This is a genomic window from Oceanospirillum sp., assembly GCF_048265165.1.
Lineage (GTDB): Bacteria > Pseudomonadota > Gammaproteobacteria > Pseudomonadales > Halomonadaceae > Oceanospirillum.
Window position 1 is genome coordinate 627,960 of sequence record NZ_JBLXCD010000001.1, and the last position, 14,107, is coordinate 642,066.

The 14,107-nt window shown below is 49.1% G+C and carries 12 protein-coding genes; 6 read left to right on the forward strand and 6 right to left on the reverse strand.

Translation table 11 applies throughout. The features are described 5' to 3' along the window. Positions 1-216: 216 nt before the first annotated feature. Both ACN0R8_RS02715 and ACN0R8_RS02720 read left to right on the forward strand, forming a co-directional pair. Positions 217-1,605, forward strand: a complete 1,389-nt coding sequence (locus ACN0R8_RS02715; RefSeq protein WP_417594824.1) for a c-type cytochrome — start codon at positions 217-219, stop codon at positions 1,603-1,605. Beyond that, positions 1,598-2,512 (forward strand): c-type cytochrome, encoded by a 915-nt coding sequence (locus ACN0R8_RS02720; RefSeq protein ID WP_417594826.1) that lies wholly within the window; start codon positions 1,598-1,600, stop codon positions 2,510-2,512. The genes ACN0R8_RS02715 and ACN0R8_RS02720 overlap by 8 nt, the downstream gene beginning before the upstream one ends. 228 nt (positions 2,513-2,740) lie before the next feature. Here ACN0R8_RS02720 and ACN0R8_RS02725 read toward each other — a convergent pair whose 3' ends face one another. The 3 genes from ACN0R8_RS02725 to ACN0R8_RS02735 form a co-directional block, all read right to left on the reverse strand. Further along, positions 2,741-3,526 (reverse strand): 2OG-Fe(II) oxygenase, encoded by a 786-nt coding sequence (locus ACN0R8_RS02725; protein ID WP_417594828.1) that lies wholly within the window; start codon positions 3,524-3,526, stop codon positions 2,741-2,743. A 556-nt stretch (positions 3,527-4,082) separates the two neighbouring features. Further along, the gene (locus ACN0R8_RS02730; RefSeq protein WP_417594829.1) at positions 4,083-4,364 is read right to left on the reverse strand and encodes a type II toxin-antitoxin system RelE/ParE family toxin; all 282 of its coding nucleotides are present in this window, start codon (positions 4,362-4,364) and stop codon (positions 4,083-4,085) included. Beyond that, complete coding sequence (locus ACN0R8_RS02735; RefSeq protein ID WP_417594831.1) at positions 4,361-4,633, reverse strand: CopG family ribbon-helix-helix protein; 273 nt, start codon at positions 4,631-4,633, stop codon at positions 4,361-4,363. The genes ACN0R8_RS02730 and ACN0R8_RS02735 overlap by 4 nt, the downstream gene beginning before the upstream one ends. 129 nt (positions 4,634-4,762) lie before the next feature. Here ACN0R8_RS02735 and ACN0R8_RS02740 point away from each other — a divergent pair, with 129 nt between their 5' ends. Further along, positions 4,763-5,041: a transposase gene (locus ACN0R8_RS02740; RefSeq protein WP_417595180.1), complete on the forward strand. Its 279-nt coding sequence runs from the start codon at positions 4,763-4,765 to the stop codon at positions 5,039-5,041. Between the two features lie 74 nt (positions 5,042-5,115). On the opposite strand, the gene ACN0R8_RS02745 is transcribed toward ACN0R8_RS02740, so the two are convergent. From ACN0R8_RS02745 to ACN0R8_RS02755, 3 genes are all read right to left on the reverse strand, one after another. Then, positions 5,116-6,210 carry a hypothetical protein gene (locus tag ACN0R8_RS02745; protein ID WP_417594833.1) on the reverse strand — a complete coding sequence of 365 codons (1,095 nt, stop codon included), beginning with the start codon at positions 6,208-6,210 and terminating at the stop codon, positions 5,116-5,118. Next, the gene (locus tag ACN0R8_RS02750; RefSeq protein ID WP_417594835.1) at positions 6,210-6,806 is read right to left on the reverse strand and encodes a pancortin-3; all 597 of its coding nucleotides are present in this window, start codon (positions 6,804-6,806) and stop codon (positions 6,210-6,212) included. The genes ACN0R8_RS02745 and ACN0R8_RS02750 overlap by 1 nt, the downstream gene beginning before the upstream one ends. Before the next feature lie 97 nt (positions 6,807-6,903). Further along, positions 6,904-7,764, reverse strand: coding sequence for a hypothetical protein (locus ACN0R8_RS02755; RefSeq protein ID WP_417594837.1), 861 nt, complete (start codon positions 7,762-7,764; stop codon positions 6,904-6,906). A gap of 438 nt (positions 7,765-8,202) precedes the next feature. Here ACN0R8_RS02755 and ACN0R8_RS02760 point away from each other — a divergent pair, with 438 nt between their 5' ends. From ACN0R8_RS02760 to ACN0R8_RS02770, 3 genes are all read left to right on the forward strand, one after another. Then, the gene (locus tag ACN0R8_RS02760) at positions 8,203-9,549 is read left to right on the forward strand and encodes a DEAD/DEAH box helicase (protein WP_417594839.1); all 1,347 of its coding nucleotides are present in this window, start codon (positions 8,203-8,205) and stop codon (positions 9,547-9,549) included. A gap of 367 nt (positions 9,550-9,916) precedes the next feature. After that, complete coding sequence (locus ACN0R8_RS02765) at positions 9,917-10,999, forward strand: hypothetical protein (protein WP_417594841.1); 1,083 nt, start codon at positions 9,917-9,919, stop codon at positions 10,997-10,999. 306 nt (positions 11,000-11,305) lie between these two features. Next, complete coding sequence (locus tag ACN0R8_RS02770; RefSeq protein ID WP_417594843.1) at positions 11,306-14,095, forward strand: DUF2339 domain-containing protein; 2,790 nt, start codon at positions 11,306-11,308, stop codon at positions 14,093-14,095. Positions 14,096-14,107: the final 12 nt, after the last annotated feature.

Genomic DNA, 14,107 nt, shown 5'->3' on the forward strand with positions numbered 1-14,107 from the left:
AGAGAGCAAAACGACGTATCGTATCGTTACGCTCTCGTATATTTTTACGAGCAAAAGTAAACACCTCACCCTTTTAAGTTGCAGAGATCAACGAATGTCACCTCACTACCCTCATATACATTAGGCCAGCTTGATATATGTGTTATAGCACCTAAGATACGGGATGCAAGACCACACAGAGGGTCGCAAACTGATTACTTGATGGAGCGGGTGTTTATGAGAACAAAACGATGGATGTCAACGATCATTACCGCTGGCATAGCAGCTTTAATATTAGCCTTTGCATTAGCTCAATTTTTACCAACGCTACGCACAACAGAAAGCCGTATCGAGGTTGATATTAACGACCCGGAGCTCGTTAATAAGGGGAAATATATTGCCCGAACAGCAGACTGTGTCGCTTGCCACACCACGTTAGAAGGTGAAGCCTACGCTGGCGGCTTACCGATGCTAACGCCTCTGGGCGCAATCTATTCGACAAATATTACACCAGACAAAGAGACAGGGATCGGCAACTATACGTTTGATGACTTTAACAACGCCATCAAACATGGTGTGCGTAAAGATAACAGTGCGCTATACCCTGCGATGCCCTACCCCTCCTATCAGATTATGCCCGATGAAGATGTCGCGGCGATGTACGCCTACTTTATGACCGACGTTGAAGCAGTACATCAGCCAAATCGGGACAGTGAGCTTCCCCCTATCCTTAATTGGCGCTGGCCCTTAGCCTACTGGCAGGCAATTTTTGCACCCGAACGTGAATTTATACCCGAGACAAACACAGCTGCTTTAACCCGCGGTCAATATCTGGTTGAAGGCCCCGGTCATTGCGGCTCTTGTCATACAGAGCGCGGTATCGGTTTTCAAGAGTTAGCCCTATCCAATGCAGAGTCTAATGCTTTTCTGGGTGGCGCTGTGATTGATGGCTGGCGTGCCAAAAGTCTGCGCGGCGAATACGAAGGGTTAGGCATCTGGAGCACAGAGGAACTTGTCGATTTCTTTAAAACAGGCCGAACCGATCTAACATCAGCCTTCGGGGCAATGGCAGAAGTCGTTGAGCACAGCACTCAATACATGACAGAAGAAGACCTCTACGCCATGTCGGCATATTTAAAAACCCTGAGTCCTACCGAGGGCAGGCCTGTTAACCCACCAAACAAAATAGATACAACCACTCAGAAGCTATTAGATGGTGTCTACGATTCCCGTGGCGCTATTTTATATGCTGAGTATTGCCAGATTTGTCACCGTGCCGACGGCAAAGGGGTTCCACGAATATTCCCTGCACTTGCTGGCAATAGTGCGGTTTTCTCAAAAGAAGCAGACTCTGTTTTACAGATCACGCTAAGTGGCGGCCGTATGCCCAAAACACCCCACGACCGCATGGCCTTTACGATGCCCGAGTTTAACCATCTCAGTGATGCGGATATAGCCGAGGTAGTCAACTACATTCGTAATAGCTGGACCAACCAAGCCTCTGAAGTTGATGTTGGTGATGTGGTAAAAATGCGGCACTTTCTCACACAAAAACCAACAACAGGTACCGATATAGCACCAGATTTGAGTATTGATGCGGCATCACAAGGAGCGAGCCATGACTAATTTTTTTACTAAACAAGCTACTGCTGCATTCATCTTAGCGCTTATGGCACTGAGCATAAGCGGCTGCTCTGACCCAGATTCTGCGGAACATAACCCCGCACAATATGACCTTGTACTTACAGAGGATGCTAACACCGATATTGGTCAATATAAGCTGCCGCAGGATACTTCTATCCTGAAAGAGCCGAATGCGGAGCAAATTTTTTACGGTAAGCGGTTATTGAACGAAACCAAGCGCCTTTTGCCGGATCATGTCGGTGCCGAAATGAACTGCAACAGCTGTCATATTAGCCAAGGTAAAGTTCCTCTGGGCGACCCCTACATTAATAGCTATAACACCTATCCTCGGGTGATGCCTCGTTCGGGCACTGAAGTGGATTTAGAAGCCCGCATTAACGGCTGCTTCCAGCGGTCGATGAATGGCACCCCGCTGGACCGTGAATCACCGGAGATGCTGGCTATGATGGCGTATATGAAATGGCTGGGACAGAACACACCTAAAGACCAAAAAGTTGCCATCAATAATGCAGGCAAGATTGATACTTCTCTGGTAGCCGACACAGTACGAGGTGAAAAAATCTATTACGCCCAGTGCGCCGCTTGTCATGGAGATAACGGTGAAGGCTTAAAAGATAGCCGAGGTGATATTGTTTTCCCGCCGCTTTGGGGTGATGAATCGTTCAATATCGGAGCGGGGATGGCCCGTACTTATAAGGCGGCAGCCTTTATTAAATACAATATGCCGATGGGTATTCAGAAAAAAGGCCTATGGGGCCATGGCAATGTACTGAGTGACCAGGATGCTGTGGATGTTGCAGAGTTCTTTGCACATAAGCCTCGACCTGATTTCCCTGGCAAGGTGAATGACTGGCCAAGTGGCAAAAAGCCAAAAGACGCACGTTACTGAGGGTTAAAAACCAGGTATTAAGCAGGTCTTAGAGTAAATCCTCCGACATTTAAACCTCCAGCTACTGTGTTCGTGTGCTGGAGGTTTTCGCCATCGGAGGGCATGACAACCAGCCCTAACACTAGGTTAGCCGTGCACAAAATTGTTAGCTAAAATTGTGAACAGAGCGAAGCTGCCAACTGTTTTTTGTCCGTTTAAACACCTTGTTAGATTTCTTTCGCTGCGCGCTTACCCTAAACGTCCGAAAAACGTCATGCGTGCTGGCTCAGAAAGCGATATACCGGGCTCGGTGTTGTATGCAAGCACCACCAGCATACGGGTACGGTTGCCTACTACCGGAGTAACACGATGCATCGAATTGCGCCCTCGAAACATTACCAGCGCACCGGCATCCATCGATAAGGTTTCCGTAGGTACTTCACCCGCAAGAATTTCTCCAGAAAGCTTGTAGTTCATATCGCCACTATCGGCATCGCGTACGTCCTTCACATATTCAAATTCGCCTCCGCTTTCGGGGCTCTGAATCATTAAGGTGATGGCGAAGGAAGAGTTATCATAATGCCAACCTAACTCCTGCCCTTCACTCGCATAGTGAAGGTTTATCGATGACAGGGCATCAGCGTATTCGTGCAGCTCTTCTTCACCCAGCACGGTGCACAAAAACTCACGAAACTCAGGGGCGTCATAGAGGGTGTGTAGCGCAGATCCCGTTGGAATCTGATCCGTTGTGATACAACCTTTTGATGAGGACACTTCCTGGTTGCGAGGATGGTCTGCTGGATATTCTGGATCAGGTGTTGTCAGGTAAATGTTGTGATTATTGACGGTGTAATAGGCAAGATGTTTGTTTTCTTCACCTTCGCGTTGAATAGACGCAATTGCCGATGGCTTTAGAAAGTTGGGGATGACCAGCGCCCCATTTTCGTTCAGCGTGCGCTTACACTTGATACGAAAATCATCGTTATGTAAGGGATGTTGTTCTAGATTGATTACGTCTGCTAATGTTTTATGCATCTAAAATCTGCCTCGTAATTAAATTTACTAAAGTTTCCCTACAAAAGCCTGCCTCAATAAATTTGGGACACCCATAATTTTATACACTCATATTAGCACGTAAAATCTGCTTTCTGACTTATCTGAAAATAGCCTGCAGCGGCTGGCCGGATGAGAGCCATGCCAGCCCTTTATCCTGGGCAAGCTACTGCTTGCTAAAAACCCTGTAAACAGGCCAAAAGTAGGTCAGCAGAAGCGCCGGAACCAGCACTCAAAAACTGCACGGGACGCTATTGGCGCGCCATCCGACACGGGGACAAGATTGTATGACTTGAAACCTGTACCCACGCTCCGCGTGGTTACAATCGTGCCTTGTTATGCTTACTCTTTGTACTCAGGGTCATGGCAACTTCAGACACTACAGCACCATCAATCCGATACCTGTCCGTGACCTCCCCAGCCACTTTAAACCCGCATTTTAAATACAAACTCAGTGCAGGTTTATTGCTTGATACCGGTAACTTTGAAGCAGCAAAGCGCTGGCAAAGGCATTCGAGTGCCGCGCCGGGTTAAATTGCTATCGTTCACCCTCAAGGCCATGCCATACCCGGAGAATAATGATGACACTGGCATGAACCGAATATCGAACGACGTATTTTCCGAACACTATATCTCGAACAGAATCAGGCACCGGCGCCATTTCAACCGGTGTGCCCATTTTTGGGAAGTCTGGAGGCAGTTCAATTTTGCCAACCAGTTCGGTAGCGATCCGGGTTGCCGCCGACGGGTTATGAACGGCAATGAACTCCCTGAGGCGCTTCAAGTCTTCAATGGCTTCGTCCGTGTAAACCAGTTTCACTTACCTGACCTCGGTGCATCCTGCTCCTTTTCGGTTCCCCAACTATTAAGCCAACTATGAACCTCGCTGGAATCAACCACCTTGCCTTGGGCGGCGGACTCCATTGCTTCCAAAGTTTGCATCCACCGCTCTTGCTCAAGCTGCTGCTTTTCTATGTATTCCGACAAAGCCTGATTGATTACCCAGCCTTTACTCCGGTGGAGCCTGCTGGCGATTGCTTCCAGGTGCTGCTCAACTTCTGCCTGAAGGCGAACTGTGGTGACACTCATAGCTATACCCTCACATTTGATAACTACAATGTATTACAGCATAGTCAATGAGGGTGCGGCAAAAAATTTAACGCTGAAGCACAGCGGCGGCCTTGGAGTGGCGACGAAGGAGCCACGAAAATGATGGCCATCGGCCGCGAACTGCTCTCGGTTTACTTCAAGCACCCAGAGCAAGTGCGCAAAGCGATTTACACAACCAATGCGGTTGAGGCGGTGCACCGCCAGTTCCGAAAACTGACCAAGACTAAAGGCGGCTTCGCCAATGAAAACGCGTTGCTCAAGCTGCTGTACGCAGGTATGTTGAAAGCGTCAGAGCGCTGGACGCATCCGGTGCAAAACCGGAACCTGACGTTGTCGCAGCTGAGCATCCACTTCGAAGGGCGGATCGACGGTTACGTGGATCTGTAAGTAATGGGTGACACAGAACTATGAACACCCTCCAGAACTATGAACACCCTCACACCCTCGAGTGGCCTGACACATTATATGACCTTAGATTTAATTACACTTCCATCGTAAACCTGTGATAGAGGACGTAACTCTCTGAAAATCGAATAAGCCAAATCCTCAACCTCTTTAGTTATAATTTCTAGAGCTTCTGTTTTTGATTCATCATCAAAAATCTTTCTTGTGTCGTCTGGAACCATAAGAGTATTCCGGTAGGTTTCAGAAGCATTTAGTAAACTAAGAAAGTCTCTTGTTTGCTCTACAAGTGCCAGTGACATATAGCTGGGAACATTCAGTTTCTGGTCCATATGATAAGCAATCCCCGCTAGATCATAGCTCGTCAGCTTCTTTGCTTTCCCTTTTTTATAATCGGGCATGTCAGCCACCAAGTTTTTCAGCAACCTAATTACTTTTTTTAGATTGCCCGAGTACTGAGTATCTTTATCGTTCACCCTGGCAATGTGTTTGAATGGAAAGTTTCCTAATAAACGATGCTCTTTCTTGTGATATATCTTTATGCCAATATCTCGTTCTTGGCGGCTCCTTTGATAGTCATGCGTGTGATACCAACAACTTGGCACTACATCCACTTTACGCTTTAAACTTCCACCCACAAGGGAAATTGACTTGCTGTTTGTACAATCAACATCTGCCTCATAATATCTGGTTGTTAATTTCTGTTCTGATTTATTCCTCAGCTCTGCAATTATCTCAACCATGGGACGGTTGCCTGCAGCGTAGCAAGTAGACCCATCAAGTTTTGGTGTTTGCACCAGAATAGTGTCTTCACAAATTATAAGCATATCCACATCAGAATGACCTTCAATATGAATGTCTAGCGCTACCGATCCCTGAATTCTTTTGGTAGCGCCAATTCCTTCTGTTTTTAACATGCTTATCAATGTATCTGAAACGCGATTCCCTTCATTGATGGAAACTTTTGTGGATTCAGGGTTTACAGCGGACATTGACCCAATGGCATAACGAACTCCTGGACTCTCCGAAAGCCCCTCATAGGACTCTCTAATCCGGTAGTCTCCTGTATCCCAAGAATGAAAACCTTTCTCTAAAAGAACTAACTCTCTTGTACCTTGGCGTCTGTCTTTAAGCCTCGCATCGAAATTGATCATTATTGTCCTCTTTCAAGACTCATCAAACCGTAGGTTTTTCTTCCGCCACTATTAAAATATGTACCTTTCGCAGACTTTAAGGCCTTATCAAATTCAATTTCGCAAAAGCCTTTGTGGGAGCTTAATTCATGCGACTGATCTAGATTAGGCTCATTCTTGTAGCTATAACTCAAAACCCAACCACCACGAACTCCGCTTCTTTTGAAAAGAGTTGCAGTGTAACTTTCACTTTGGCTCTTACTAGTTTTTATATTTATAGAAATTTGCTTCCAGTTTTGTTCTATATCTAACTCAGCTGGCCACTCGTATTTATTGTTTCCTTCCTCATCCAGAGTGCGGCCATCAACTTTCCACACGCCGTTCAAGTCAGGAATATTGAAAAACTGAACTTTCCAAATCCATTTATTAAAGAGCCAATGCAATCCAAAATATACTACGCCGACAGTAACTGAACCTTTCGTAAAAGCTTCCCATCCAGTCATGCTAGACAACAGGCTGGCAAGTTGAGCCCCACCGCCTGCAACAAGTATGGCTATCAATCCGAGCCAACGACCTATACCAGCGCGATCATGGCCAAATATCGCATAATCATGCATTAACCATTCTCCTTTTGTAATCACTTACTCTGCTTACAAGTACTCATAACGCCCGCATAAAGCGTGCGAGGTACGAGTGTCGCATTTGATACGTTTGTTAGGGGTTGTACTGATACTCATTTTGCAGGTCATTCAGTGTTGTGATGTGAATTTTGACTTTTACTTTGTAGCGTTTAGCAAAACTTTCTAAGTTATGTCTAAGCATAGCCATCTCTACTTCAGGTGTATCCATTACTGCAAATATATGAAGAGTAAAATTTCTTGGGTCTATTCCTCTAAAACTCTGTGCCGCTAATTCAGACTGCTCAAGAACCCTAGCTAATCTAGAAGGATCTACATGCCTTGCTTTAAATAGTTTAACTTCAACGGCATGAACCTCATCATCATCAACAGCTAAAGCATCGTAAACTGCGCGGACATTACTGTCGGGAAACTCAAGCCGGACATCTGTTTTGAAATTTAGACCAAGCTCTTTAGTCAGTTTGTTTACAGCTAGCTTTTCGGCCAGAGTTACATCAGCCATCAATTGGCGATTTCTAATTGAATTAATTTTTGCTGTACTCATGAATTTGTCATGAGCCGAATCAGCATCTTTTTTACTATTATCGGCATTTTCGGTAGCGCTAGATTTTTCAGAGGTATCTTCCGCTTCGATTTCCTCCACTTCCTCGCGCAGTTTATTTCCTTGCTCTTCAGGTGAAGCTTTACCATAGGGATTTACAAAATTCTTTTCATCTTTGTAATCAGATGGAGCATACAGCACTCGGTGATTGAAATTGAGAGTCAAAAAGAAGATACCTACCAGAAATATGGGAAAGAACATTAAAAACCAAATATAGATATTCTGATTATCTGCCTCTATAAATGGCAATACAGTTGTGCCACTTATTTCGGCAATTGCGGCGAAAGAGGCAATCACTGTCAGTGGATTTTTAATGTGTCCTATTTTTTCGACCAATGTAGATCTCCTAGACCTCTCAAATTTATGCTGGGCCTACTGAAACCCCTAACATTTTGATATCAGGCACGCGTATTTCGCCGATTTCAATAGTCCGACAGACAACGAGGAAAGACTTTGATTAGAAAGGAAAAATCCATTTTCTGGCCTGACTGCTTTCCTACTAAACGCGCATGCGCATATATACCGCAGCCGTGCGCCTGTTATCCAATATCTGCTTTCCATAATGTATTGATTTTGCAGCTTATCCAATTTCACCGTACTGGTAAACTGAGCATTAAGTCGAAGACAACGAGCCTCATTCTGAGCAAAACCCTAAATATTCTGTATATACCAACAAGTTCTGCTTAATCAAATCCCCAAGCGCCATGGGGCGCAAAACCTGCTAGAATCGCCCCTTTTATTTCTCTCGGCTATCTCACGGGTACTCTGCACTCTATGTCTTTTATCTCCCTTGGCCTGTCAGGCTTTTTCCAACGCGCTTTAGATGAACTGGGTTACGACACCCCCACTGCCATTCAGGCCCAGGCGATCCCTGCGGTGTTGGAGGGTCGTGATCTGTTGGCGGCGGCGGAAACCGGTTCCGGTAAGACGGCGGCGTTTGTACTGCCCCTGCTGGAAAAGCTGCTGGACCACGAGGGATTGCGCAGCAATCAGGTGGCGACTCTGATACTGGTGCCAACCCGTGAGCTGGCGGTACAGGTAGAAGAAGCGGTTAAGGCGTACACCACCTATTACCCGCGCCGGATAAAATCCCTGGCGGTGTACGGCGGTGTTTCTATTAACGCCCAGATGCAGGCGATGAAAGGCGGTTGCGATCTGATGGTGGCGACCCCTGGTCGTCTGCTGGATCTGATGGAGAAAAACGCCATTACGCTGGATAAGGTGCAGCATCTGGTGCTGGATGAAGCCGACCGTATGCTGGATCTGGGTTTTGCCGATGAGCTGCAACAGGTACTGAGCAAACTGCCGGTGCAGCGTCAGAATCTTCTCTTCTCAGCCACCTTCCCGGAGGAAGTGGACGCCCTGATCAACCGCCTGCTGTTCAATCCGGTCAATATTGAGATTGAGCGGGAAAACAAACTGCCGGACACCCTGATTCAGCGCCCCATCGAGGTAGATAAAGAACAGCGTACTGCGCTGCTGCGTCACCTCCTGGGTGAGATGAACGGTGCTCAGTTTCTGGTCTTTGTTGCCAGTAAACGCACCGCTGACAATGTTGCCGGTAAGCTGAACAAGTATGGGTTCACAACGGAAACCCTGCACGGTGACCGGTCACAGAAAGAGCGTAACCACTCACTTGCAACATTTAAACGCGGTGAAATTCAGGTATTAATAGCAACAGACCTTGCGGCTCGTGGTCTGGATATTCCACTGCTGCCCTTTGTGGTGAACTACGACCTGCCACGCTCTCCTGCGGATTATATTCACCGCATTGGCCGTACTGCCCGTGCCGGTGAAGTGGGTACGGCGTTTAGTTTTATCGACCATGAAAGCGACGCTCACTTTAAGCTGATCGCTAAACGCAACCATCTGAATGTACCCCGTGAGCAGATTGCAGGCTTTGAGCGTAGTACGACACCACCGGATGATATTGCTGCGCCAAGCAAAGGTCAGCCTCCGGTCAAAGGTAAGCGTAAAAGTAAGAAAGACAAACTGCGGGAAGCCGCGGCCCGTGAACAGGCCGCCCACAATAACCGCGCATCCGGTAAGCAAGCGAGTGCAGCCAGCGCTCCTTCTGAGGCGGCTTCCATCTGGCAGAAAGCAACCCTTAAGCGCCGCTGATCCGATCACAGCCCGCTAAAGCCAGTTCAGATCTGCCTCTGAACGAACAGGGGCGTCAGTGACCTGCTGATGCCCTTGCTCTGCCCTCTAGCCTTTGTCTCTGCCTTCTAAACGTTGCCTCTGCCCTTAAACCCCTGCTTCTACCCTCTGCCGCGGCACTCTTAAACACCCGCTATACGTTTTTAGCAATATTATCCTCTGACAAAAAGCCTGAACACAGCACTTTTCCATACGACCAAGGTGTAATACTGCAACGGAATCAGCTCTGCTAGTTTCGCCTCCTCTCCATAGAAGGCAAAATATTATGCTGCCCTTCTAATTATCAACACTGTTTATTTACGACAAAAACAAGAGTTACCAGACGATCATGTGGAACATTATCAAAATTGCCAGTGCTTTTATCGGTATTATTGTGGGCGCAGGTTTTGCCTCCGGTCAGGAAGTGCTGCAGTACTTCACCAGCTTTGGCTATATGGGCACCGTAGCAGCGGTGGTGGCAACAGCACTGTTTGCCTATCTGGGTATGATGCTGACCTGGTTGGGCAGCCGAACAGGTACTCGCTCCCATAAAAGCGTGATCTACCAGATCAGCGGTCGCCAAATCGGCCGGATCGTCGATGGTATTATTTTTTTTACCCTGTTCGGTGTCGGCGTGGTGATGATCGCCGGTGCAGGCTCAACCCTGAATCAGCAGTTTGGGCTACCTGCTTATATAGGCAGTATTGTGATGACGCTGATGATGGGCGCTACCCTTATGCTGGATGTGCGCCGGGTGGTGGGATTGATCGGTAGTATCACGCCGTTTCTGGTACTGGCCCTGGCTCTGATCTGTGCCTACAGCCTGTCAACCATGGAAAGAAGCTTTGCAGAGCTGGCCCCCATTGCGGAAGGTATCGACTCAACACTGCCTCACTGGTTGGTGTCTGCGGTTAACTATGTCTCCTTTAATATTGCTGTTGGCGCTGCCATGGCGCTGGTGATAGGGGGTGCCGAGCCCAATGCAAACATCGCGCGCTGGGGTGGCCTTTTGGGTGGTGTCGGTGTGGGTGTACTGATTATGATCAGCCATCTTGCCATGTTCTCTCAGGTCGATCAGGTTGCAGGTTATGCCCTGCCCCTGCTGAAAATTATCGATGGCATCTCTCCTTTGCTGGCAAAAGCAATGGCGTTTGTATTGTTCGGTATGATCTTCAGCACCGGTGCCAGTATGTTTTATGCCTTTGTCGCCCGGTTTACACGAATGCAAACCAGCGCTGCGAATCGCTTCAGTATCGTGACTCTTCTGGTGGCCTTTATCGCCAGCTTTGCCGGCTTCACTCAGCTGGTGGCTCTCTTTTACCCTTTAATCGGTTATTTAGGACTCTTTTTGGTACTGGCGCTGATCTATGCCCCTTTCCGATTAAAGAGATCATCCGCGATACAAACATTACATCCGATAACGGATAACTGATCACATCCCACCAACCAGTCCCGCGCCGTTAAAACGACCCGATCTAGCTGCAACCTGCCTCTTTGCAGGTGCAGCTTTGGTTGTTCACTCCGGTGTAACTCAGACTAAAAACCGGTCTTATTCCGACGCTGATTGCAAACAGCTTCCGACCGGAACCCGGCTCAGGCATTTATCTCGCCTCGGTTGTAGCCACTCAGTTGTAATCTGCTAGTATGCAGTCTGTTTTTGGCCAATAACCCCCAACGGTATTTGCCGCTACCGGTTCTCCCCGGCAGACGGGAATGTGCACTTTAGGATCTCCACGCCATGGATGAAGCTTTATTAATCGCCCTACTTTTTATTGTCCCGATTGCAGGGCTGGTAATGGCAGCGCTGGGCATGGTGGCCTTTTTCCGCACTCAGCATCAACGGGATGAACTAAAACGCCTGCGGGATGAGCTGGGCGAGTACCGTCAGGTTCTGAAGCACTTTGATACCGTACTGAAAGACCAGAACCTGAATCAGCAACAACTGAGCGAACAGCTGGATCAGGCCGTGGGGCAAATGCCAGAGCAACCGACTGCTCCTCCTGTATCTCAGCAAGCTATAGCTGATACTGAAATAGTGCCCGCCCAAAACCATGCGGTAGATCAGACCCTGCAACCCAGTGCCCCCGGAACAGAGGCTTCCCCGCCTCCAATACCGGATCAGGGGTCGGAAGAAGCCGATGTCCCTTGGTTTGACCGCCTGAAGAAAAGTGTGCAGCAACACTGGATGATCTGGCTCGGCGGCATCTGCGTAGGTCTGGCCGGTGTCTTTATGGTGGGTTACTCCATCGAGCAGGGCATTCTGGGGCCCATGGCCCGGATTGTCCTTTCTCTACTGGTAGGCCTTGCTCTGCATGGTCTGGCGGAATACCTGCATCGCACCAGAGGCCAGAACACTATCTTTGCCTCACTGGCGGGTGGCGCAAGTATCATTCTCTACTCGGCACTGTTTGCCACCTTCAGACTCTTCCCGGACGTCTCCCCCTTATTAGTCTTTGCCGGTATGGCCTTGACCTCTTTCGCAACCATGGCACTGGCCCTGCGGCAGGGGCCGGTTCTGGCAGCACTGGGCATGCTGGGTGGCTATATTGTTCCTTTACTGATTAACACAGGTTCCGGTGAGATCGAACTGGCGCTGGTCTATAGCACCATCCTGACATTTTTCAGCCTCTGGCTGATCTCGTACGTTGAACGCCGCTGGCTCTGGATCGGGGTTATCGTCGGCAGCCTACTGTGGTGGCTCGCATCCCTGGCGGCTACGCCAATGGAAGGGGCCAGATCACTGTATCTGCTGGTCATCGCTTATCTCTTTCTTGCGGTACCGCGCTTTGACTGGACACTAAAACAGATCGATTGGCCGGAAGATCATCAGAGCACCGTAAAAGACCTGTGGCAGTGGCTGAAAAACCTGAAAGATGCTGAATTTCGCCGGTCGCAGCTAAACAAGCTACGCCAAAGCACAGCCTGGTTCCAGGGGATTTTGTTATTGCTGGCAACCCTGGCTCAGGCCTGGAGCCTTTGGATTGAAGGGGTCGCTGATGCCAGCCCGATCAGCCTGTTACTGCTTCCGGCGTTGTTGATTCTGGTGGCGGCCCAACGCCCGCTGTTTACTCTGTTACCGGTTATCGCCCTGGTAACCACCATCCTTGCGGCACTGCTGCCACTACTGACGGAACTGCATGATCAGGCGGTATTGGAAACCGTTTCTTATGGCGTCCAATACGGTCTGATCGTGCGTTTTATACTGCTGAGTCTGCTGTTCAGCGGCACGGCGATCTGGCTGCTCCGGCAGCGTTACCCATTACCGGCCTACTGGGCTGGCATGGGCGCGTTAACACCGATTGCCTTGCTGTCTACGGCGTATTACGCACTGAATAGCTTTACCGATGAGTGGGTTTGGGGTTCTGTTGCCGTTGCCGTCAGCATCGCTTATCTGCTGCTGATGCGCTGGGCGGTTAACCGAAACCAGCCCTACTACAGTGATGCCTTTAAGGTTGTGATAACGGCGTCGGCTCACCTGAGCCTGGCTCTGCTGGCGGTCATCTGGCTGGCAGATGCGACCCTGACGGTCGCTCTGGCGGCACAGCTGGTGAGTTTGTCCTGGCTGCAGCGTCGTTATCAGCTGACCTATATGCCCTGGGTGATCCGTGTCGTACTGTCGGTTGTTGTGCTGCGCCTGACACTGAACCCGTGGCTATTAACCTACAGCAACGACAGCCACTGGTCACTCTGGACCTACGGTGGCTCAACTCTGTTTGCGGCTCTTGCGGCATGGCTGATGCAATCGGATATTAAAATGCGCGCCTGGCTGCAGGGTGCAACGGCGCATCTGCTGATTCTGACCATCGCTGCCGAGCTAAGATACTGGCTTTACGATGGCGATATTTTTATCTCCGAATACAGTTTTCTGGAAGCCAGCCTGAATACCCTGATCTGGGGTGGTGCGGCAGCGGTTTATCTTTATCGGGCCCGCACCGGTCAGCACCTGACCCGCCTCTATGAAGTGCTGGCAGGGGTACACCTGACCGCAGCCATCGTGAACTATGGCGTTTTTGTGCTGCTGGCGGGTAATCCACTCTGGAGCGACGCAGCTGATATCAGTACCGATCCCATCTTCAATTTATTGCTGCTGAGCTACGGGGTGCCAACACTGGTCGGTCTTGCCCTGTGGCGTCTGCTACCGGTGCGTTTCGCCCGCTTTGCAATCCTGTTTGCCGGAGCCAACCTGTTACTGTTTGTCTCGATGGAGGTTCGCCATCTTTGGCAGACTGGTGAGATGCATCTGTATCGCGACACCTCAAACGGTGAGCTATATACCTACTCTGTGGTCTGGCTGCTGATGGCCTCCGCAGCACTCCTTATAGGGAGCTGGCGACAGCAACTGTCGCTCTATAAAGCAGGTATGGGCTTGTTATTGGTTGTGGTGGCTAAGCTATTTTTAGTTGATATGTCTGACCTGACCGGCCTCTGGCGTGTCGCGTCCTTTATGGGACTGGGGCTTGCGCTACTGGCTCTGGCCTGGTTGCACCAAAGACTCAATCACAGGATGATCACTGATCAGCAGCCCTAACCGGAATATTTC